Origin of the sequence: Nocardioides sp. J9, assembly GCF_007829375.1 — a bacterium.
Lineage (GTDB): Bacteria > Actinomycetota > Actinomycetes > Propionibacteriales > Nocardioidaceae > Nocardioides.
The window spans coordinates 1,184-21,940 of record NZ_VLJQ01000117.1 but is presented as its reverse complement, the minus strand read 5'-3'; the positions used below and the strand labels follow the sequence as shown (position 1 = coordinate 21,940).

Annotated in this window: 24 protein-coding genes; 7 read left to right on the top strand and 17 right to left on the bottom strand. The window is 72.7% G+C overall.

The annotated features are described in order from the left end of the window. The first annotated feature begins 183 nt into the window (after positions 1-183). A complete protein-coding gene (locus L615_RS19985) occupies positions 184-1,350 on the top strand; it encodes an MFS transporter (RefSeq protein ID WP_261376780.1) in 1,167 nt (388 codons plus the stop codon). Between the two features lie 41 nt (positions 1,351-1,391). Here L615_RS19985 and L615_RS19980 read toward each other — a convergent pair whose 3' ends face one another. Next, the gene (locus tag L615_RS19980; RefSeq protein ID WP_222430633.1) at positions 1,392-1,856 is read right to left on the bottom strand and encodes a PaaI family thioesterase; all 465 of its coding nucleotides are present in this window, start codon (positions 1,854-1,856) and stop codon (positions 1,392-1,394) included. Positions 1,857-1,921: 65 nt separating this feature from the next. Between L615_RS19980 and L615_RS19975 the strand changes: the two genes are divergently transcribed. Beyond that, positions 1,922-2,440, top strand: a complete 519-nt coding sequence (locus L615_RS19975) for a helix-turn-helix domain-containing protein (RefSeq protein WP_261376779.1) — start codon at positions 1,922-1,924, stop codon at positions 2,438-2,440. Here L615_RS19975 and L615_RS19970 read toward each other — a convergent pair. From L615_RS19970 to L615_RS19940, 7 genes are all read right to left on the bottom strand, one after another. Further along, positions 2,437-4,554, bottom strand: coding sequence for an iron ABC transporter permease (locus L615_RS19970; RefSeq protein WP_145726242.1), 2,118 nt, complete (start codon positions 4,552-4,554; stop codon positions 2,437-2,439). The two genes, L615_RS19975 and L615_RS19970, sit on opposite strands and share 4 nt — an antisense overlap. Before the next feature lie 4 nt (positions 4,555-4,558). Continuing rightward, positions 4,559-5,578 (bottom strand): iron-siderophore ABC transporter substrate-binding protein, encoded by a 1,020-nt coding sequence (locus L615_RS19965; protein WP_036518095.1) that lies wholly within the window; start codon positions 5,576-5,578, stop codon positions 4,559-4,561. Positions 5,579-5,602: 24 nt separating this feature from the next. Next, on the bottom strand, positions 5,603-6,403 hold the full coding sequence (locus L615_RS19960; RefSeq protein WP_028656072.1) for an ABC transporter ATP-binding protein: 801 nt from the start codon (positions 6,401-6,403) through the stop codon (positions 5,603-5,605). 72 nt (positions 6,404-6,475) lie between these two features. After that, positions 6,476-8,245, bottom strand: coding sequence for a DEAD/DEAH box helicase (locus L615_RS19955; RefSeq protein WP_145726241.1), 1,770 nt, complete (start codon positions 8,243-8,245; stop codon positions 6,476-6,478). Then, a complete protein-coding gene (locus L615_RS19950) occupies positions 8,242-8,499 on the bottom strand; it encodes a DUF3039 domain-containing protein (protein WP_036518117.1) in 258 nt (85 codons plus the stop codon). The genes L615_RS19955 and L615_RS19950 overlap by 4 nt, the downstream gene beginning before the upstream one ends. A 29-nt stretch (positions 8,500-8,528) precedes the next feature. Next, positions 8,529-9,110 carry a YqgE/AlgH family protein gene (locus tag L615_RS19945; RefSeq protein WP_145726240.1) on the bottom strand — a complete coding sequence of 194 codons (582 nt, stop codon included), beginning with the start codon at positions 9,108-9,110 and terminating at the stop codon, positions 8,529-8,531. A gap of 110 nt (positions 9,111-9,220) precedes the next feature. Continuing rightward, the gene (locus tag L615_RS19940) at positions 9,221-9,769 is read right to left on the bottom strand and encodes a hypothetical protein (RefSeq protein ID WP_145726239.1); all 549 of its coding nucleotides are present in this window, start codon (positions 9,767-9,769) and stop codon (positions 9,221-9,223) included. Positions 9,770-9,964: 195 nt separating this feature from the next. Here L615_RS19940 and L615_RS19935 point away from each other — a divergent pair, with 195 nt between their 5' ends. Next, positions 9,965-10,684 (top strand): TetR/AcrR family transcriptional regulator, encoded by a 720-nt coding sequence (locus tag L615_RS19935; RefSeq protein WP_051485873.1) that lies wholly within the window; start codon positions 9,965-9,967, stop codon positions 10,682-10,684. Positions 10,685-10,756: 72 nt separating this feature from the next. On the opposite strand, the gene L615_RS19930 is transcribed toward L615_RS19935, so the two are convergent. The 5 genes from L615_RS19930 to L615_RS19910 all read right to left on the bottom strand — a co-directional run bounded on the left by L615_RS19930 (position 10,757) and on the right by L615_RS19910 (position 14,947). Further along, on the bottom strand, positions 10,757-11,785 hold the full coding sequence (locus tag L615_RS19930; RefSeq protein ID WP_186449950.1) for a DUF3048 domain-containing protein: 1,029 nt from the start codon (positions 11,783-11,785) through the stop codon (positions 10,757-10,759). A gap of 112 nt (positions 11,786-11,897) precedes the next feature. Further along, positions 11,898-12,668, bottom strand: a complete 771-nt coding sequence (locus L615_RS19925) for an SDR family NAD(P)-dependent oxidoreductase (protein WP_028656078.1) — start codon at positions 12,666-12,668, stop codon at positions 11,898-11,900. 39 nt (positions 12,669-12,707) lie between these two features. Then, complete coding sequence (locus L615_RS19920) at positions 12,708-13,121, bottom strand: HIT family protein (protein ID WP_145726237.1); 414 nt, start codon at positions 13,119-13,121, stop codon at positions 12,708-12,710. A 28-nt stretch (positions 13,122-13,149) separates the two neighbouring features. Next, entirely contained in the window at positions 13,150-14,496 is a 1,347-nt protein-coding gene (locus L615_RS19915; RefSeq protein ID WP_145726236.1) for a M15 family metallopeptidase, read from the bottom strand. 16 nt (positions 14,497-14,512) lie between these two features. Next, positions 14,513-14,947: a hypothetical protein gene (locus tag L615_RS19910; protein WP_028656080.1), complete on the bottom strand. Its 435-nt coding sequence runs from the start codon at positions 14,945-14,947 to the stop codon at positions 14,513-14,515. A gap of 70 nt (positions 14,948-15,017) precedes the next feature. Between L615_RS19910 and L615_RS19905 the strand changes: the two genes are divergently transcribed. Next, complete coding sequence (locus tag L615_RS19905) at positions 15,018-15,785, top strand: thioesterase family protein (RefSeq protein WP_028656081.1); 768 nt, start codon at positions 15,018-15,020, stop codon at positions 15,783-15,785. A gap of 3 nt (positions 15,786-15,788) precedes the next feature. Here L615_RS19905 and L615_RS19900 read toward each other — a convergent pair whose 3' ends face one another. After that, entirely contained in the window at positions 15,789-16,772 is a 984-nt protein-coding gene (locus tag L615_RS19900; RefSeq protein WP_028656082.1) for a hypothetical protein, read from the bottom strand. A gap of 43 nt (positions 16,773-16,815) precedes the next feature. Further along, positions 16,816-18,075 (bottom strand): hypothetical protein, encoded by a 1,260-nt coding sequence (locus tag L615_RS19895; protein WP_145726235.1) that lies wholly within the window; start codon positions 18,073-18,075, stop codon positions 16,816-16,818. Between the two features lie 116 nt (positions 18,076-18,191). On the opposite strand from L615_RS19895, the gene L615_RS19890 reads away from it, so the two are divergent. Next, positions 18,192-18,851: an SDR family oxidoreductase gene (locus L615_RS19890; protein ID WP_028656084.1), complete on the top strand. Its 660-nt coding sequence runs from the start codon at positions 18,192-18,194 to the stop codon at positions 18,849-18,851. 42 nt (positions 18,852-18,893) lie between these two features. Here L615_RS19890 and L615_RS23555 read toward each other — a convergent pair whose 3' ends face one another. Further along, entirely contained in the window at positions 18,894-19,058 is a 165-nt protein-coding gene (locus L615_RS23555) for a GPGG-motif small membrane protein (protein WP_186449949.1), read from the bottom strand. Positions 19,059-19,129: 71 nt separating this feature from the next. Beyond that, a complete protein-coding gene (locus L615_RS19885) occupies positions 19,130-19,819 on the bottom strand; it encodes a metalloregulator ArsR/SmtB family transcription factor (protein ID WP_145726234.1) in 690 nt (229 codons plus the stop codon). Between the two features lie 49 nt (positions 19,820-19,868). Here L615_RS19885 and folE point away from each other — a divergent pair, with 49 nt between their 5' ends. After that, the gene (gene folE / locus L615_RS19880) at positions 19,869-20,474 is read left to right on the top strand and encodes a GTP cyclohydrolase I FolE (protein WP_145726233.1); all 606 of its coding nucleotides are present in this window, start codon (positions 19,869-19,871) and stop codon (positions 20,472-20,474) included. Continuing rightward, positions 20,471-20,757 (top strand): FAD-dependent oxidoreductase (locus L615_RS24455; protein WP_261376778.1); only part of this gene is annotated, 287 nt, incomplete at its 3' end. The genes folE and L615_RS24455, both read left to right, overlap by 4 nt.

Here is a 20,757-nt window from a genome sequence, read left to right as displayed (position 1 = left end):
CACCACCCCGACCTCACCACCCACGACCTCGCCACCGCCGTGGCGGTGCTGAAGGCCGTCCTCGACCTCCCTCGGGAAGGAACTTCGTGACCACCCCCCCCTCGCAGCACCACCGCCAGCGCCGAACGGGAGGGATCGTTCCTCCGCCAGCCGCGCGCCGTCTGGGCGGTCGCCTTCGCCTGCGTGATCGCGTTCATGGGCATCGGCCTCGTCGACCCGATCCTCAAGGAGATCGCGGCCCAGCTGGACGCGACCCCGAGCCAGGTGTCGCTGCTGTTCACCAGCTACATGGCGGTGATGGGCGTGGCAATGCTCGTGACCGGGGTCGTCTCTACCCGCATCGGCGCGAAGCGCACGCTGCTGGTCGGGCTCGTGCTCATCATCGTCTTCGCCGGCCTCGCGGGCGCGTCGGGGTCGGTCGGGGCCGTGATCGGCTTCCGCGCCGGCTGGGGCCTGGGCAACGCCCTGTTCATCGCCACGGCCCTCTCGACGATCGTGAGCGCGTCGACGGGCTCGCTGGCCCGGGCCATCATCCTGTTCGAGGCAGCACTCGGCCTCGGCATCGCGTCCGGCCCCCTGGTGGGCGGACTGCTCGGCGAGCAGTCGTGGCGGGGCCCGTTCTTCGGCGTCTCGGTGCTGATGAGCGTCGCGCTGGTCGCGACGACGTTCTTCCTGCCGGCGACACCGCCGGCCGGTCGTCGTACGACGCTGGCCGACCCCTTCCGCGCACTGCGCCACCCGGCGCTCGCCGTCATCGCCGTCGTCGCCGTCTGCTACAACCTCGGCTTCTTCTCCCTGCTGGCGGCCGGCCCGTTCGCACTCCCGGACGCCGGGATCATGGAGATCGGCTGGGTCTTCTTCGGCTGGGGCCTGATGCTCGCCTTCACCTCGGTCGGGGCCGCCCCGTGGCTGCAGCGCCGCCTCGGCACGGTCCCCGCGCTCGTCGCCGCACTGGTGCTCTTCGCCCTCGACCTGGCCTTCATCGCGGTGGCAGCCGACACTGCCAGCCTGGTGGTCGTCGGGATCGTCGTGGCCGGCGCCTTCCTCGGCGTGGTCAACACCCTGGTCACCGAGGCCGTGATGGGCGCAGCGCCGGTCGAGCGCCCGGTCGCGTCGTCGGCCTACTCGTTCGTCCGCTTCACCGGCGGCGCCGTGGGCCCGTACGTCGCCCTCAAGCTCGCCGAGCACCAGGGGGCTGCCGCGCCGTTCTGGTTCGGGACGGTCGCCGTCGCGGTGGGCGTCGTGGCGATGCTCCTCGGGGCGCGCACGGTGACGCGGGCCCTGCACGGCGCGCCCGCTCCGCACTCCCCCGCGGAGGCCGAGGCGGAGGCGCTCGGCGACCTGGCCTGAGCCGCCGGGGAGGCGCGCGCCGCGACAGCCCGTGAGCCGGGTCAGCCCATGATCAGGCAGGAGCTCGACGCGTAGGCGACGAGGCGGTCCTGGCCGTCGTACAGCTTCGCCTCGGCGAGCGCGGTGCGTCGCCCGCGCTGGATGACGGTGCCGACGGCGCGCAGCCGACCGGAGTCGACGGTCACGGCCTTGAGGAACTTCACGGTGAGGTCGAGGGAGGTGTAGGCCTCCCCCACTGCGAGCGTGGAGTGCACGGCGCAGCCGCAGGCCGAGTCGAGCAGGGTCGCGTGGACGCCGCCGTGCACGCTGCCGATCGGGTTGTAGTGACGGGGCTCCGGGTCGAGCTCGAAGACCGCCGTGCCGCGCTCGGGGACGTCGAAGCCGGCGAAGCCCAGCGTGTCCGCGATCGGCGCGGGCGGCAGGTGGCCGTCGCGCATCGCCCGGAGCTGCTCGAAGCCGTCGAGCCCGGCCGGGTCTACCTGGGTCTTGATCACGGACTCAGTCATGGTGTCCATGACACCACCCGATGCTGGGTCTGTCAACGAGACCCAGATCCTCCTATGCTGGCGGGGTGAGCACCGCGAGCACCGTGAGCGAGCCGGCCGCCCTCGCCTGGTCGGTCGAGAACTGCACGCTGGGCCGGGCGATGGCGATCCTCGGCGAGCGCTGGACCGTGGTCGTGCTGCGCGAGGTCTTCCTCGGCGTGCGTCGCTTCGACGACATCCGGCGCCACTCCGGGATCCCCCGCCAGGTGCTGTCGGCCCGGCTCGCGACGCTCGTCGAGCACGGCCTGCTCCAGCGGGTGCCCTACCGCCAGGAGGGTGCGCGGACGCGGCACGAGTACCGGCTCACCGCGATGGGTCTGGAGCTCCAGCCGATCCTGCTGGCGATCACCCAGTGGGGCGACCGCCACCTCGCCGACCCCGACGGACCGCCGATCACCTTCGTGCACCGCGACGGCTGCGACGCCCCGGTGCACGTCGAGGTCCACTGCGCCGCCGGCCACCGCATCGACGAGCCACGCGAGGTCGGCAGCCGCCCCGGCCCGGGCGCGCGACCGGCGACCGGCAGGAGCGGCGACCCGGCCTAGGCGCGCGAGCGCGCCAGCAGGTAGACGAAGTACGGCGCGCCGATCAGCGCGACGACCAGCCCGGCCGGGACCTGGGCGGGTGCGATCACGGTGCGGCCGATGACGTCGGCGACGCCGAGCAGCACGGCGCCGACGAGCACCGCGACCGGGACCGACCGCGCGTGCCGGCCGCCGACGAGAGCGCGGGCCATGTGCGGCGCCACCAGGCCGACGAATCCGACGACACCCACGGCGGACACGCTCATCGCTGCCAGCAGCGCCGCCGTCAGCAGGACGACGAGGCGGACCGCCTCGAGCCGCACGCCGACCAGGCGGGGCGTGTCCTCGTCGAGGGCGAGCAGGTCGAGCTCGCGGCGCACCAGCCAGGCCAGCGGGAGCGCCAGGGCGAGCATGACCGCGACGGGCAGCACCTGCTCGAAGGTCCGGCCGTACGTCGTACCGGACATCCAGGTGTAGATCCGGGGCGTGTCCCAGGGGTTCGACCGGACCAGCATGAACGTCGTGAGCGCGGCCGAGCCGTACCAGGTGCCGATGCCGATCAGCACGAGTCGGTCGGCGTTGAGCCCGCCGCGCCACGCGAGGCCGTAGACGAGGGCGAAGGCGACCAGGGCACCGACGGTGGCGCCGACGAGAATCGACGTGGTGCTGGCGGCCTGGGTGACGCCGGCGCCGGTGACCACGACGACCGCACCGACACCGGCACCACCGGTGATGCCGAGGATGCCGGGCTCGGCGAGCGGGTTGCGGCAGGTGGCCTGCACCATGGACCCGGCCAGCGCCAGCGCTGCACCGGCGAGGACGGCGGCCGCGACCCGCGGCGCGCGCTCGTCCAGCGCGAAGTCGATGAGCGGGGCGGACTCGCCGCGCAGCCACAGCGAGAGGTCCCCGACCCGCAACCAGGTGTCCCCGCCGAGCAGGCCGAGGAGGACGACGCCCGCCGCGCCGACGGCGGCCACGACGAGGACGAGGGTGAACCGCAGCCGGCTGCCCACGCCGACCCGGGCGGCGGCCGGCTGGCGCGCGGGTCCGGCGTCGCGCTGGCGGCGGGCGAGCAGGATCATGATCGTCGCGCCGACCAGCGTGGTGGTGATACCGGTCGGGATGGAGATCGCGGCCTTCGCCCCGAGCAGGCCGCGGATGGCCACGTCGGCGAGCACGACCACCGTCGCACCGGTGAGCCCGGCGGCCGGGAGCAGCACGGCGTGCCGGTGCAGCGCGGGGACGAACCGTCCGCAGAGGCGGACGATCACCGGCGCGAAGAGGCCGACGAAGCCGATCGGCCCGGCGAGGGTCACCGATGCCGCGGTCAGCAGCACCGCGAGGATCGTGCCCAGCGCGCGAGTGCTTCGCACGGGCACGCCCAGGACGGCGGCGCTGTCGGCGCCGAGACCGAGCAGGTCGAGCCGGCGAGCGAGGAGCAGCGCGGCCACGGTGGCGACCACGACGACCGGTGCCGCCTGCTGGAAGGCGCGCAGGCCGAGCTGGCTCAGCGAACCGCTCCCCCACGCGAACAGGCTGGTCGTCTCCTCCTCGAAGAGGATCAGCAGCGTCGAGGTGGCAGCCTGGAGCGCGAGCGCGACGGCCGAGCCGGCCAGCACGAGCCGGGTGGTCGACGTGCCCGCCCCGCCGGCGAGCCCGAGCACGAGCGCGGCGGCGAGCAGGCCGCCGACGAAGGCGGTGAGGCCGGACGCCCAGATCGGGACGGACAGGCCCAGGGCCGCCACCACGGTGACGGCGAGGTAGGCGCCGCCGGTCACCGCGAGGGTGTCGGGCGAGGCGAGGGCGTTGCGCGCCAGGCTCTGGAGGAGCGCGCCCGCCACGCCGAGCGCGAAGCCGACGGCGATGCCGGCCGCGAGCCGGGGCACGCGGGAACCGAGCAGCACGTCGCCGGCGTCCGCACCGGCGCCGCTCGAGCGCTCACCCAGCAGCCAGCGCCAGATGTCGCCGCCGCCGATGGCGGAGGTGCCCTGGGTGAGGTGCCAGCCGGAGACGGCGAGCAGCACGACGACGAGCAGCAGCAGCACCCCGGAGGCGCTGAGGACGCCACCGGCCCCGAGCCGCGGGGTGGCCGCGGGCCGGTCCGGTGCGACGTGCCGCTGCTGCTCGATCGTCATCGGGTCACTTGGTCAGGAGGTCGACGTACGCGTCGATGACCTGCTGGGCCGAGCGGGGACCGCCGAAGGTCCAGATGCCGGTCGGGAACGCGTGCGAGCGGCCCTCGGCGACGGCGGGGATCTTCTTCCAGACGGCGTTCTTCGCGAGTGCGGCATTGACGTCGCCGGCGGGGTCGACGGTGCCGGTGTAGAAGAAGGTGGCGTCGCCGAGCTCGCTCATGCCCTCGATGTCGGTCTGGCCCAGGCCGTAGGCCGGGTCGACCTCGCCGGTCCAGGCGTTCTCGAGGCCGAGCTCCTCGCCCAGCTCACCCATCAGCGAGCCCTGGCCGAACGGGCGGATCGACACGTTGCCACCCTGGATCCAGCCGTCGAAGTAGACGAACTTCTTCTCCTCGACCGTGCCGACCTCCTCCCTGGCTGCCTCCAGCGAGGCGTTGAAGTCGTCGACGACGACCTCGGCGCGCTCCTCGCGGCCGGTGGCCTGCGCGATGAGCTCGAAGGTCGAGATCATGTTGGCGACCGGGTCCTTCGCGTCCGCACCCTTGGTGGCGAGCACCGGGACGTCGTACTTCTCGAGCTGCTTGATGATCTCGTCCTCGGCCGTGTAGGCCTCGACGACGACCAGGTCGGGGTTGGTGCCGAAGAGCGTCTCCAGGTTCGGCTCACCGCGGGTGCCCACGTCGGTGACGCCCTCGGCCGGGAGCTCCTCGGCGGTGTTCCAGGTGCCGTAGCCCTCGACGTCCGCCACCGCGACGGGGGTCAGGCACAGGGTGAGCACGTCCTCGACCTGCTGCCACTCGAGCACGGCGACGCGCTCGGCGGGCTTGTCGAGCTCGACCTTGCGGCCGTAGCTGTCGGTCAGCGAGACCGGGTCCGTCGAGGTGGTCGTCTCGTCGGCGGCGCAGTCGACGGAGTCGTTCGCCTGGGGGGCCGCGTCGTCGGAGCCGGTGTCGGTCGTGCCACAGGCGGCCAGGAACAGGCCGAGCGGCAGGGCCAGTGCAGCGGCCAGCGGTCGTGTCTTCATCGGGTTCCTCACTGGTGATGGCGCTCAGCGGCGCCGGTGGTGGTGCCTGCCCTGGGCCTCCACCCGCACCGCGCCCGTCTCCGGGTCGACGAAGCAGCGGATGGGCAGTCCGTAGACCTCGGAGAGGTGCTCCGCGGTCAGTACGTCGGCAGGTGCGCCGGCAGCGCGGACCGTGCCCTGGTGCAGCAGCACGATCCGGTCCGCCACGGTGGCGGCGTGGTTCAGGTCGTGCAGGACGACGCCGAGTGCCGTCCCGTGGTCGTCCGCGAGGTCGCGGACGAGGTCGAGGGTCTCCACCTGGTAGCGCAGGTCGAGGTGGTTGGTCGGCTCGTCGAGCAGCACCACGCCGGTGTCCTGGGCGAGGCAGGTCGCGAGCCAGACCCGCTGGAGCTCGCCGCCGGAGAGCTGGTCGACCGGCCGGTCGGCCATGTCGACGACGCCGGTGACGGCCATCGCGTGGTCGATCGCCGCACGGTCGGCGTCGCTGACGCCCGCGAAGCGGCCGCGGTGCGGGTGGCGGCCGAAGGCCACGACGTCGCGCACCCCGAGGCCCGACGGGTGCGGGCGCGACTGCGACAGCAGGGTCACCCGGCGGGCGAACTCCTTCGCGCTCAACGGCGCGGCGTCCTGGTCGTCGACGTGCACCGAGCCCGCGTCGATGCGGTGCAGGCGGGCGAGCGAGCGGAGCACGGTCGACTTGCCGCTGCCGTTGGGGCCGATGAGCGCGGTGACGACGCCGGGCTCGAGGCGCACGGAGACGCCGTGCACGACGGTCGTCCGCTGGTAGCCCAGGACGAGGTCGCGTCCTTCGAGAGCGGTGGTCACGAAAGGTCAGCCTAACCTAAGTGTCCGGCGGCCAGGCATCCTTTGCGATGCCTCTCCACATCCTGGCGCGGCTCAGGAGGTCTTGCGCACCGCCCACTCGCGGATCCGGTCGATGCGCTTCTGCAGCTGCTCGGCGTTCGCTACCGCGGCTGCCGGACCCCCGCACTCGCGGCGCAGGGCGGCGTGGGTGATGCCGTGCGCCTGGCCGGTCCGGTGGTGCCAGGACGCGACCAGGCTGTTCAGCTCGCGCCGGAGCAGCGCGAGGTGCTCGTGGGTCGCGACGTCGGTGAGCGAGTCCGCCGGGCGCTTCTCCTCGACCTCGGCAACCTTCCGGGTCTTGCGTCGCTCCTCCTGACGCTGGCGCAGCAGGCTGCGCATCTGGTCCGGCTCCAGCAGGCCCGGGATGCCGAGGAAGTCCATCTCCTCCTCCGACCCGACGTGGACCTCGCCCTCGTGGCCGAACTGCGCGCCGTCGTACAGGGCGTGGTCGAAGCGGGCCTCGGACCCGAGCGCCTCGAACGGGACGGCCTCGAGCTCGTCGGAGGCCGCGTCGCCGGCGTTGGCCTGGTTCATCAGGTCCTCTTCGGCGGAGAAGATGTCGCCGTCGTTGCTGACCTTGCGCTTGAGCACGTGGTCGCGCTGCGCCTCCAGCTCGGCCGCGAAGCCGAGCAGGCTCGGGACCGACGGCAAGAACACCGACGCGATCTCACCGCGGGTCCGGGCGCGCACGAAGCGGCCGACGGCCTGGGCGAAGAAGAGCGGGGTCGAGGTCGTGGTGGCCCACACGCCGACGGCGAGCCGGGGCACGTCGACGCCCTCGGACACCATGCGCACCGCGACCATCCAGCGGCTGGTGTCGGCGCTGAAGGCGGAGATCTTCTTCGACGACGCCTTCTCGTCGGAGAGCACGACGGTGGCCGACTCGCCGGTGATCTGCTTGAGGATCTTCGCGTACGCGCGGGCGCTGTCCTGGTCGGTGGCGATGACCAGCCCGCCGGCATCCGGGACGTGGCGGCGCACCTCCGAGAGTCGCTTGTCCGCGGCGGCGAGCACCGACGGGATCCACGACCCGTTCGGGTCGAGCGCGGTGCGCAGCGCCTGCGAGGTCATGTCCTTGGTGAGCGGCTCGCCCAGCGACGCGGCGACCTCGTCGCCGGCGCGGGTGCGCCAGCTCATCTGCCCCGAGTAGGCGAGGAAGAGGACCGGGCGGACGACGTGGTCCTTGAGGGCGTCGGCGTAGCCGTAGGTGAAGTCGGCGACCGAGGTCGGCACGCCGTCCTCGCCGGGCGCGTAGGTGACGAACGGGATCGGGTTGATGTCGGACCGGAAGGGCGTCCCGGTCAGGGCCAGGCGCCGGGCCGCGGGCTCGAAGGCCTCGCGCACGCCCTCGCCCCAGCTGAGCGAGTCGCCGGCGTGGTGGATCTCGTCGAGGATCACCAGGGTGCGGAAGCGCTCGGTGCGGATGCGCATCGCGAGCGGGTTCACGCCGACCCCGGCGTAGGTCACCGCGACGCCGACGTAGTCGCTGGAGATCTTGCCCGCCCCGGCGGAGTACGTCGGGTCGACCGGGATCCCCGCCCGGGCGGCCGCCTCGGCCCACTGCTGCTTGAGGTGCTCGGTGGGCGCGACGATCACCAGCCGGTCGACCACGCGACGGCCGAGCAGCTCGCTGGCGACGGTCAGCGCGAAGGTCGTCTTGCCTGCGCCGGGCGTCGCGACGGTGAGGAAGTCACGGGGGTTGCGGGTGAGGTAGTCCTGGAGCGCGGCAGACTGCCAGGCACGCAGCGACGGCGCCGTGCCCCAGGCTGCCCGCTCCGGCCATGCCGGACCGAGCGACGTCATGCCTCCGGACCGGCCCCTTCGTCGTCGCCCATGCCTTCCCAGATCTCCTTGCACTCGGGGCAGACCGGGAACTTCTCGGGCGCACGGCTCGGCACCCAGACCTTGCCGCACAGGGCCACGACGGGGGTGCCCATGACCATCGCCTCGGTCAGCTTGTCCTTGTCGACGTAGTGCGAGAAACGCTCGTGGTCGCCCTCGTCGGTCGGGACGGTACGGCGGTCCTCGCGGACATCCGTTTCTGTCGAGAAGCCGATCGTGGTCACCGGTTCATCCTAGGCCCCGCTCAGTTGAGCTCGGGATCCGCGGGGCGCGTGGCGTGGAAGGCGAGGTCACCGGGCTGGCGCCGCAGCACCTGGCGCCGCAGGTCGGGAGCCTCGCCCCCGAAGACGTCCTCGACGCTGCCCGGGACGACGTACCAGGCCCCCTCCGCCACCTCGGCCTGCAGCTGGCCGGGCCCCCAGCCGGCGTACCCGGCGAAGATGCGCAACCGGTCGACCGTGCCGTCGACGAGCTCGCGCGGGGTGTCGAGGTCGAGCAGGCCGAGCCGGCCCCACATCGGCTTGAACCCCGCGGCATCGAGGCCGTCGGGCGAGGCGAGGGCGACCGCGAGGGCGCCGTCCGTGGAGACCGGGCCGCCCTGGAAGAGCACCTCGGGCTCGTCGACCACGTCGCCCCACTCCCCCAGCACCTCGGAGACCGGCAGGGCGGAGGGCCGGTTGAGCACGACGCCGAGCGCCCCCTCGTCGTTGACCTCGAGGAGGAGGACGACGGTGTCGACGAAGTTCGGGTCCAGCAGGGCGGGACTGGCCAGGAGCAGGCTCCCGACGGCGATGTCCCCCGTGCCGTGACCGGTCGCGCTCGACATGACCTCATCATCCCACCCGCCACCCGGCGGGTGAACCGGTGCGACCCCGGCCCGACGCGTGAGTGGGAGGGTCGCGTCGGTGCCGGGGTCGGGTCCGGTGGGTGCGGCGGTCAGGCGGCGAGGACCGCCCGCAGCCGCTCGAGGAGGGTGCCGCGGACCTGCGGCTCCTCGTAGGCCTCCGCCGGGTCGACCGGCGGCAGGGTCCGGTGCAGCTCGCGGGCGCGCTCCTCGATCGCGGCACCCGCACGCAGGGCGGCCTGCTCGCTGAGCAGGCTCGCCCGGCCGGCCATCACGGCGAGCAGGTAGTGCTCCTTGGCGGCGGCCTTGGCCATCGCCCGGGCCATCGCGTCGTCGACGGGCTCGGCGCGGTAGTGGTCGATGATCATCCGCACGCCGGGGAGCTCGTGCGCGGTGTTGCTCCAGGCGACCGCGACGGCCTCGTCGAGGTCGGTGGGCTGGTGGGCCAGCATCTGCTCGATGTTGCCGGCCAGGCGGGTGTGCCACTTGAGGACGAGGGCACCGAGCAGGTCGAGCTCGTCGTGGAAGGTCTCAGCGACGCCTTCGACGTCCGTCGGCAGGACGCCGTCGCGACGCTGGGACGACGCAGTGATCACGGCGCGAAGGGTCTCGCCCCGGTTGTGGTAGGCCGTCCAGGTCATGGTCAGCTCCTCGATCTTTCTCGGCGGTTGCCAGGCGGGCGGAGGGAGTACTGGGGGTACCTGACATACCGCTGGTACGTACTCTGAGTATTACGCAGACCGGCGGTATGTCATACGTGCTGCGGCCGTGATCCCGCCCACCTCCGCGGGTGACCGCTGTCACGGTGCACGGCAGCGGTTCCCTATGCTGGGCCGGTGCCCAAGGCGTCCGTCTCGAAGCTCGTCCCCAAGGTCCCCGGCGTCGCCGGCGCGACCCGCAGGGCGGCGTACTCCGCCAGCACGAAGCGGGCCCTGGTCGACGTCGCGGAGGACCTCTTCGCGGAGAAGGGGTACGCCGCCACCTCGCTCGACACGATCGTCGCCGGCGCCCGGGTGACCAAGGGCGCGCTCTACCACCACTTCTCCGGCAAGCAGGCGCTCTTCGAGGCCGTCTTCGAGCGGGTCGAGCAGGAGTCGGCGAAGCGCATCCAGAAGGCGCTGCGCGCCGAGCGGGACCCGTGGGAGAAGGCGATCGCCGGCCTCCGCTCGTTCCTCGAGGTGGTCCAGGAGCAGCGCTACCGCCGCATCGTGATCCAGGACGGCCCGGCCGTGCTCGGCTACGAGCGCTACCGCGAGCAGGAGGAGCGCTCGACGTACGCCAACATCGTCGAGATCGTCCGCTCCACGCTCGAGGCCGGCCGGTGGGAGCTCGACGAGCCGATGCTGCAGACCTTCTCCCGGATCTTCTTCGGGGCGATGTCCTCGGCCGGCGAGTCGGTCGCGACCGCCGACGACCCGGAGGCCGCGGCGGACCGGGTCGAGGGCGCGATCGCTTTCCTGCTCGCCGGCGTGCAGAGCCTCGTGGAGCAGGGCCGCGACGTGACCGAGCTGCTCGGGCGCGGCGCCGTCCAGCCCGAGGCCGACGAAGCCCCCTGAGACGACGAACCGGCCGGCCCCCTCGGGGACCGGCCGGTCGGGCTGTCGTGGGTCAGCGGCGGCGGGTGTTGCTCACTTGCCGATGACGACCGAGCCGCCGGCGCCGTCGACCGGCACCAGCTCGACCCAGACCTTGCCGGCCGGGACCTTGAGCTCGCTGCCGTCCGCGGCGGACAGGGTCAGCGGTGAGCTGACCTTGTCCTTCTTCCACTCGCCCTCGTAGACCTTGCCGCCGTGGAAGACCTGCGCGATGCCGCCACCCTTGAAGCGGCTCTCGGGAACGAAGTTGCCGGCGGGGTCGGTGTAGCCGGCGTCGACGACCTCGACGCGCAGCACGAGCACGGTGTCCGGCTTGAACCGGTCGCCCTCGGCGGCGAACGAGTTGTCGTTGGTCCAGGAGCCGTTGCGGAAGGTCCAGCTCGTGGTGTGGCTGCCGAAGCCTGCCGAAAGCTTCCGGGCGGGCTGGCCGGCCGGCAGGTCCTCGGCGGTCCCCCACGGCAGGTAGTCGGCGGGCCGCTCGACCTCGCCGTCCTCGGTCTCCCTGGCGAGCTTCTCGAGGTCGGTGAAGAGGTTGTACGGCGCTCGGCGCCCGCTGTTGCGGTAGAAGCCGGGACCGCCCTCCTGGAAGAACGTGATCTTGTGCTTGTTGATCCGGCTGATCGTGACGCCGGCGGCGCCGCTGGTCGCGATCACGCCGTCGACCGGCTTGACGATGCCGATGTCGCTGGCGCGCATCGATCGGACCGGGCCGACGTCGCCGGGCAGCTTCGAGTAGAAGAACGCCGCGAGGCGGGTGATCCCGCCCTCCACCAGCTCCTCGACGACGAGGTCGGCCTTGCCCAGGCCGACCTGCGGGGCGCTGGAGGAGGAGTTGTCGATCTTGGCGACGATGACCGGGTGGTCGAGCTCGACCGACTCGCCCTCCTTCGCCTCGACGCCGGTGAGCGGCCACGTGGCCGGCTCGTCGGGCGCCTGGCTCTCGGTGGGGCTCGGCGTGCTCTTCGGCTCGGACGGGTCGTCGTCACCGCCACAGCCCGCGAGCGCGAGGCTCAGCGCGAGCAGGGAGGCGGGCAGGGCAGATCGCAGAGTCGTCACACGCACGCGAACAGTGTGGACCAGCACCCCCGGGGACGACGGAGCCGCCCCCGCGTGTCGCGGGAGCGGCTCCATGCGTTGCCTTGCTGCGTGATCGGGTGACCAGGCGGTCGGGTGATCAGGTGCCGAGCGAGATGCCACCGTCGACGTAGAGCGTCTGGCCGGTGACGTACGACGCCTCGTCGGAGGCCAGGAAGGCGACCGCGGCGGCGATGTCGGCCGGGTAGCCGATCCGGCGCACCGGGTTGGCCTCGGCGTTGAGCTTGAAGAACTCGTCCGGCTCCATCTTCAGGCGCGTCGCGGTGGCCTCGGTCATCTCGGTGACGATGAAGCCCGGGGCGACGGCGTTCACGTTGATGCCGAAGGGGCCGAGCTCGATGCCCAGGGTGCGGGTGAAGCCCTGGATGCCCATCTTCGCGGCCGAGTAGTTGGCCTGGCCGCGGTTGCCCAGCGCCGAGACGCTGGAGATGTTCACGATCTTGCCGTACTTCTGTTCCACGAAGTGCTTCTGGGCAGCCTTGGACAGCAGGAACGCGCCCTTGAGGTGCACGCCCATGACCAGGTCCCAGTCCTCCTCGGTCATCTTGAAGAGGAGGTTGTCGCGGGTGATGCCGGCGTTGTTGACGAGGATGTGGATCCCGCCCAGCTCGCTGACGACCCGCTCGATGGCGGCGTCGACCGACGCGCCGTCGGAGACGTTCGCGCCGATGCCGACGGCCTTCGCGCCCTCGACCAGCGGCAGCTTCGCAGCGGCCTCGGCCGCGGCGCCCTCGTCGAGGTCGACGATCGCGATCGACGCGCCCTCCTCGGCGAAACGGGAGGCGGTGCCGAACCCGATCCCGCGCGCAGCTCCGGTGATGACGGCGACCCGCCCGTCGAAACGACCCATGTGACTACCTCTCAGCTCGGTTCACGTCCGGCGCAGAGCCTACGACCCCAGCGCCGCGCGCAGGCGGGCGGCGTACTCCGCGGACTCCCCGTCGTCGTACGTGCGGCGCGGCCAGAAGAAGCCGCGCAGCCCGTCACCCTTGGTCCGGGGCACGACGTGGAGGTGCAGGTGCGGCACGGACTGGCTCACCACGTTGTTCATCGCCACGAAGCTGCCCTGCGCCCCGAGGCCGTCGACCACCGCCGTCGCGAGGCGCTGCGCGGCGGCGAGGAAGCCGTCGCGCTGGTCGGCCGGCAGGTCCGGCAGGGTCACGTGGTGCTCGCGCGGGACGAGCAGCACGTGCCCCTTGAACACCGGCCGGCGGTCGAGGAAGGCCACCAGGTGCGGCTCGTCGAGCACGAGGTCGGACTCGCCCTCACCGGCGACGATCGAGCAGAAGACGCAGTCGGTCACGGCTTCAGGCTAGGACCGGGCGCCGACGTCAGTGGCACACCACGTCCCCGCAGCCGGGTACGACGACCAGCCGGCCGCCGCGCGGGACGGCGTCGAAGTGGTGCAGGTCGGAGTAGCCGTAGGTCCAGCGCAGGCCCCGGCCGTTCATGATCCGCACGACCTGGTGCTGCCGGGAGCGCCAGGCGACCCGGCCGTGGGAGCGCGAGGGCCACCACCCGTTGGGCGTCCAGCCGTGGCTGGAGCGGTAGGGGTTCTCCCACGGGTTGACGTCGAGCGAGCGGCCGTAGCTGTGCGGGCTGCGCACGCCCGGTCGGCCGACGACCCAGCGGCAGTTGAAGGCGGAGGTGTTGTCGGCGGCCATCGAGCGGTAGTCGTTGGCGCCGTTGAGCTKCCCGGACCAGCCGAAGCGGTCGACGCGGTACATCGACCGGATCGGCAGCTTCGCGCGGTACATGTCGGCGAGCGCGTTGGACATCTGCCGGATCACCGATGCCGCGGCGACGAGCTCTCCGCGCCGGCGGTAGCCGGTGAAGTCCCAGTAGTTGATCCGCAGCAGGCGCAGGCCGGCGCGGCCGACCGGGCAGCCGCGGTGCCAGCTGCGCCCGACCATGTTCCGCCACACCTTGTCGGGGATCCGGGTGATCACGGGATTGGGGCCGGCGCCGGTGGCGCGGGCCTGCGGCGGCAGGCCCACCCGCGGCCGCGGCGCCCGGCCGGGCAGCGACACCGGCTTGCCCGGCGGCAGGTTGTCGACGTCGTGGCGCGGGCTGACCGAGCGCGCCGCCCACGGGTGCGCGGGCGCGACGACCCGCCACCGGGTGTCGCCGCGCGGGGCGATCCGCGTGGTCGTCGTTCCGTCGGAGCGCAGCGTCAGGTTGCGGATCGCCTTCCACTTGCGGTTGTGCACGCGTTGCAGGACGACCTTGCCGGGGACCGGCGTGCCCTCGCTGGTGAGCCGGGTGATCGTGAGCCGGATCGCGGTCTCGTCCACGACCTTGCGCGGGCCGGTGATCCGGGTCCGGGTCGCGATCGCGCGCAGCGGCAGCCGGTACTCCCCCGTCGCCTCGCCCGAGGTGGCCCGGAGCCGGTTGCGGGACGGCTGCCGGCGCACCGCGACCTGGGCGGTCGCCGTGCCGGCGTCGTCGGCGACGAGGGTCGCCTCCGGCCGCCAGCTGCTGCCGTCCCACCGCTCGAGGATGATGTCAGCCCCGGGCGCAGCACCGGACACCGTGAGCGTGGTGTCCCGGTCGGCGTACTGCCCGGGCGCGGAGAGCGCCAGCTCCGCCGCGCCGGAGGCTGGCACCGGGAGCAGCGGTCCGACCAGGATCGCGACGAGCGACGCGGCGAGCAGGGCGAGCAGGCGTCCGAGGGGCATGACCAGCAGTCCCCCGTCAGGCGGAAAGCAACAAGATCCCTCCCGTGAGGAGCGCGCCGACCTTGGCGACCTCCGCGCCGACGTACCAGAGGTGGGCGCGCGAGCCCGGGCCGTCGACGCCGTCCGGCGCGGCGAGCACGGCGTCGGTGCGCCTCGTCAGCGCCGGGCGCACGAGGGCGACCTGCGCGACGAGGAGCGCCACGGCGAGGCCGAGCGCCACCACCGGGCCGGTGGCCGGGGAGCCGGCGACGAGGCCGACGACCACGAGCACGGCGAGCACCGCCTCGCAGGCGTTGAGCGCACGGAAGACGAGGCGGCCGATGCCGAGCCCGACGCGGAGCGTGACGTCCGGCGCCCGGAACTTCAGCGGGGCCTCGAGGAACGAGATCGCGAGCACCATCCCCAGCCAGGTGAAGGTGGCGGCGACGACGAGGGCGAGCGACGTGGCCATGGCCACATGATCCTCCCCCTGCCCCCGATCGGAGGTACGGGGTCAGGGATCGGCCGGGGACAATGAGCCGGTGGCGTACTGGCACCGGACTGCACCGCACACCTTCACCCCGACCGAGCACGTGGGTGGCTCGTGGGACCTCGCGACCCAGCACATCGCGCCCGCCCTGGGCGTGCTCGCGCACGAGGTCGAGCGCGACCGCGACCAGCGGCGCGGCAGCGACCTGGTGGTGAGCCGGTTGTCCTACGACATCCTCGGCACGGTCCCGAACGAGGCGATCGACGTCGCCGTCGAGGTGCTCCGCCCGGGACGCACGATCGAGCTGGTGCAGGCCACGGCGTCGTACGCCGGGCGTGCGGTCGTCATCATGCGGGCCTGGCTGACCGAGCCGTACGACACCTCCGCGGTGGCCGGGACCGACCTGCCGTCGATCCCCGGCCCCGACGAGCTGGAGCCGTGGGACATGTCCGGGCTGTGGCCCGGCGGCTTCATCGCCTCGATCGAGGTGCGCCGCAAGGAGATGGGCCCCGGCCGGTCCGTCGCGTGGGTGCGCACCCCGCACGAGCTGGTCGCCGACGAGCCGGTCAGCCGGCTGGCCCAGGTCGCCGGCCTGGTCGACGTGGCGAACGGCATCGCCGTGCGCACCGACCCGACCGGCACGGCCTTCCCGAACCTCGACCTCACCGCACACTTCCTGCGAGAGCCCGTCGACGGCTGGCTCGGCCTCGACACCACGCAGTCCTACGGCGCCGGTGGCGTCGGGCTGACCAGCTCGAAGTTCCACGACGAGGCCGGCCCGCTCGGCACCGTCGCCCAGACGCTGACGGTCAGGCCCTGACGGTCAGGCCCTGACCAGCCGGCGCCACGCGCTCGGCCGCTCGGCGACCTCGAAGCCCATCTTGCGGGCACGTCGCGTGAGCTCGTCGCCGAGCTCCCGGTCGATGCGGCCGTAGGACAGGCGCGGCGCACCGGCCATGGTCGTGAGCGGCTTGCCGTCCTTGAGCACTTCTGGCCGCAGCCGGGGAGCGCCGCTCCACTTCTCGAAGTAGTGCGCGAGGACGCGGACCCGGGCGCGGACGTCGGCGACCTTCCGCCACGCCTTGACCTTGCTCTTCTCCGTCGGGTCGCCGTCGAGCAGGTCGTAGATCGCCATGAGGTCGCGCCGGATGCCGGAGAGCGCCAGCAGGGCGTGCATGCCCTTCTTCGACGAGCCGATCAGCGGGCTCCAGTCGCGCATCGCAGCAATGACGCGGCGAAGCGCCTGGTCGACGAGGCCCGACGCCCATCTCTCCCAGTCCTGGTCGGGGTCGACGGGCACCCGTCGCGGGTCGACGACGTCTCCCGGGGCGTTCCACGCGAGGATCTCCTGGCGCCCGTTGCGCAGCCACTTGAGCGGCTTGCCCGGGGCGTCCCAGCCCTCCCAGTGGGGCGTCACCTCGTTCGGCGCCTTGCCCACCGACAGCAGCCCGAGGGCGACCTCGACGTCGACCATGTGGTCGACGATGCCGCCCGCTCCCGCACCGGACAGGCCGAGCTGCATCTCGTCCTGCTTGCGCTGCTCGGACCGCTCGTAGACGAGGAAACCGACGGCGACGAGGAGGACGGAGGAGACGGTCCCGGCGATGATCGAGTGGTCGCGCCAGTACTCCGTCATCGCCTCGAAGGGCCACTCGGTGACGAGCAGCAGGATCCAGAGCACCGCGCAGCCCACGGTGAGCCAGGACATCCAGCGGTCGGGGATGCGGTTGCTCCGCACGGCGTGCACGAGGAGTGCGAGGAAGCCGGCTCCCGCCAGGATGGTCAGGGTGCCCCAGAGCTGGTCCACGAGGTCTGTTCTCCGTCTCTGACGTCGTCGGTCGGCGCTGCGCTCAGCGGTTGAGCATCTGGTTGAAGATCGACTCGGCCATCTCCATCTGGCCGAAGATGGTGAGCAGCTGCCGCTTCTCGAACGGCTCGAGGTCGCGTCGCTCGCCCTCGCTCCCCTTGTAGAGCAGGGCGTGCTCGATCCGCGCGGCGGCGTCCTGGAACACCGTGCGGACCTGGACCTCGAACCGGATCCCCTCGAGACCCTGGCGCGCGTGCGGCAGCAGCGTGGTGACGTGGGTTCCGCGATAGCCCGGCACCTCCTTGTCCCCGCCGATCTCCTCGTGGCGGGGCTCCAGGCCTGCCGCGGCGATGAGGTCGGCGGCCGCCGACTGCTCCTGCTCGGACGGGACGGTGACGCGCACGCCGACGAGGTCCTCGACGTCCCGGCACACCTTGTCGATCGATCCCGCCTCGTCGCCGTAGTAGAAGTGCGGCCCGTGGACCGTCTCCCCGGCCCTGCACCTGACGCAACGCTTGCCGGCCGCCCCGCACAGCCGGGCCAGCTTGGCGACGAAGCTGTCGCGGGTCTTCAACCGCGCGTCGACCACTGCCTGCTCGAACGCGACGTCGTCGCCTGCCGCCTTGCGGTCGCGGACCTCGTCGTCCAGCAGCCGACGCAGCCACGCCTCGGCGTCGACCCGCAGGCCCTCGTACTGCCACTTCCGCGCGTCGTACCAGGCACCGGCCTGTGCCCGTCGTTCGGCGACCTGCTTCTCGAAGCCCCGGACCTCCGGCTGGTGCAGCGCCAGTGGCTCCACCGTCGTCGAGGGCGCGGTGGACTCATCGGCGAGCGCGTACCTCCGCGGCCGGCCGGTGCCCCGCAACCTCCCGTCGGCCTCCAACCGCCGGATGGCGGCGTAGACCCGGCTGCCGGCGAGGTCGACGAGGTCGTCCACCTCCCGCAGCTCCTGCAGCGTGACCTGTGGCTTCTTGCCGACGACGTCGAGGACGCGCCGGTCGACCTCGGCGTCGTCCGTGCGACGTCCGTGCTGACCGAGGCCGGTACGCCAACCGTCAGCCTCGTCCGAGCGGGGGTCGCCGGTCACCTTGTAGACCAGCGGGCGGCCCTTCGAGACCACCAACCCCGCCTGGCGCAGCTCCTTGAGCAGGAAGTACACCGCCTCGTCGTCCAGGTCGGCCCGGGCTGCAACCACCTGCCGGTCCACGCCCCCACCGGTCTCCTGCTGCAGCTCGCGCAGGGCGTCGAGCACCCGCTGCGACCTCTGGTCCAGCTCGGGCAGCTGGTCGGGATCCGTCGACATGCCTCGTGACCTTGGCAGAGGGTTCACCAACACGCAGGCTTTCAGGAGAACTCGCCCGTGGCGCCCGTCACGCAGGATCGGTGGCCGGGTCAGGACCGGCCCCGTACGTTGGGGACATGCGCGTCGCCATCGTCGGAGGACACGGTCAGATCGCCCGCCTGCTGCACCCGCTCCTGGTCGCGCGGGGCCACACCCCGGTCGCCCTGGTGCGCAAGGAGGAGCAGCGGCCCGAGCTGGAGTCGCTCGGCGCGGAGGTGCGGCTGCTCGACATCGAGAACGCTGGGGCCGACCGGTTCGCGGCGGCGTTCGACGGCTGCGACGCCGTCGTCTTCAGCGCTGGCGGCGGGCCGGACGGCAACGCCGCGCGCAAGCGGACGGTGGACCTCGGCGGGTCGCTGAAGTCGATCGAGGCGGCGACCTCGACGGGCATCCGCCGCTTCGTGCAGGTCTCCGCGATCGGCGTGGACGACCCGGTCCCGGCGGACACCGGGGAGGTCTGGACGGCCTACGTCGAGGCCAAGCGCGACGCCGACGCCGCGCTGCGGGACAGCGGCCTGGACTGGACGATCATCAGGCCGGGGGCGTTGAGGGACGACCCGGCCACCGGCCGGGTCGCGCTGGGACCGGAGGTGGCCCGCGGGCCGGTCACCCGCGCCGACGTGGCGGCGGTGCTGGCGGTCGTGGTGGACCGCGAGGACACCGTCGGCCGGCAGTGGAACCTCGTCGGCGGCGACGTCCCGGTCATCGAGGCCGTGGACGCCGCCGCTCGAGCATGAGGCCAGCGGTCAGGCTGGTCCGAGCCGGTCAGCCTGAGTGGCTCAGACTGTCCGTCCGCTGCGTCCGTTGAAGATCGAGACGCCTCCGGGGCCGACCAGGAGACCGACGACGATCAACACGATCCCGAGAAGGATGCTGCCCTGGATCAGGGTGACGATTCCGGCAATGACCAGGACGACTGCGGCGATCCACAAGAGCGTGCCCATAGCGATTCCTTTCCCTCGCCCACCGGGTGGTGGGGTGCTCGGGCAGTACCCCGGCTCCCGGGCCGCAGACCTCACCCTTTGCCGGAGCCTTCGGCCCGGCCCCGCCTGACCTTCACGCAGCAGGCGGGCGGGTCCGGCTCGAGGCACGCCCGGGCGTCGGCGCAGCCGAGGCCGTCGACGACTCCCTGGACGAAGGACCGGTTGAGCGTGCAGACCAGCTCGGTGTGCCGCTGCGCGAGGGTGTCGAAGGGGCAGTTGGCGAGCGCCACGACGTCGTCCTCGTGGGTCGCCTCGAAGCCGAGGCCCTCCAGCAGCGCGGCCAGGCCCGGCAGGTCCGGCGACACCGGGGCCGCCCCCGCGAGCTCACTCCCCTCGGCCCACGCCACAGCCGGGAGGGCGTCGTCGAGCGGCTCACCAGCACGCGCCCGGTCGACGCCGGCGGCGAGGATCGCGCCCATGAGGTCGTAGCGGCGCGGCGGCAGGGAGACCGCGACCTCCTCCGTCGTACGACGGTAGAGCTTGCTCGGCCGCCCGGCCCCGGGTCCGGTGCGCCCGGTCAGCCGCCGGTACTCCACCTCCAGCAGGCCCTCGTCGACGAGCCGGTCGAGGTGGAAGCTCGCGGTCGCGCGGGTCGCCCCGGCCGCGGACGCGGCCTCGTCGCGTCCGACCGGCTCGGTCCGGCCGCACACGTAGCGGTAGAGGGCGCGCCGCGTGGGGTCGGCGAGGACGCCCACCCGGGCCGCTTGCTTTCCGAGGTCCACGGGTGGATTCTAAAACAAACATCTGCTAGCACAAGAAAGTGGGCGTGCGATGTCCGTCAGCCCGATCCACCGGCGGCTCCGCGTCGCCCGGTCCGTCCCCGACGTCGACAGCGAGGCCGTCACCGCGGCGGCAGTGACCCTGCTGGCCACCCTCGGGCTCGACCTGGCGGACGAGAACCTGGTCGAGACGCCCCGACGGATGGCCGACGCGCTCATCGAGATGACGCACGGGCCCGAGTTCGACCTCACCACCTTCGCCAACCACGAGGAGTACGACGAGCTCGTGGTCGTCAGCGACATCCCCGTCCAGTCGCTGTGCGAGCACCACGTCCTCCCCTTCGTCGGGGTGGCGCACGTCGGCTACCTCCCGGGCGAGCGGATCCTCGGGCTGTCGAAGTTCGCGCGGATGGTGGACTTCCACGCCCGCCGCCCCCAGACGCAGGAACGGCTGACCAAGGCCGTCGCCGACCACCTCCAGGAGGTCCTCGCCCCGCGCGGGGTCGGCGTGGTCATCCAGGCCGAGCACACCTGCATGTCGCTGCGCGGCGCCCGCACCCCGGGCACCCGCACGACCACGTCCACCCTCTTCGGCCTGCTGCGCGACGACCCGCGCAGCCGGGCCGAATTCCTCGAGCTGACCAGGAGCCGGCCATGAACATCGTGATCATCGGCGGCGGCCTCGCCGCTGCGAAGGCGACCGAGGAGCTGCGCACCCGGGGCCACAGCGGCGACATCGTCGTCGTCGCCGCCGAGCCGCACCGACCGTACGAGCGACCGCCGCTCTCCAAGGGCGTCCTGCTCGGCAAGGAGGAGCCGTCGTCGGCGTACGTCCACGACGAGGGCTGGTACGACGAGCACGACGTCGAGCTGCTCAGCGGCACGCCCGCCAGTGCGATCGACCTCGACACCTGCCACGTCGTCGTCGGCGACCGCCGGCT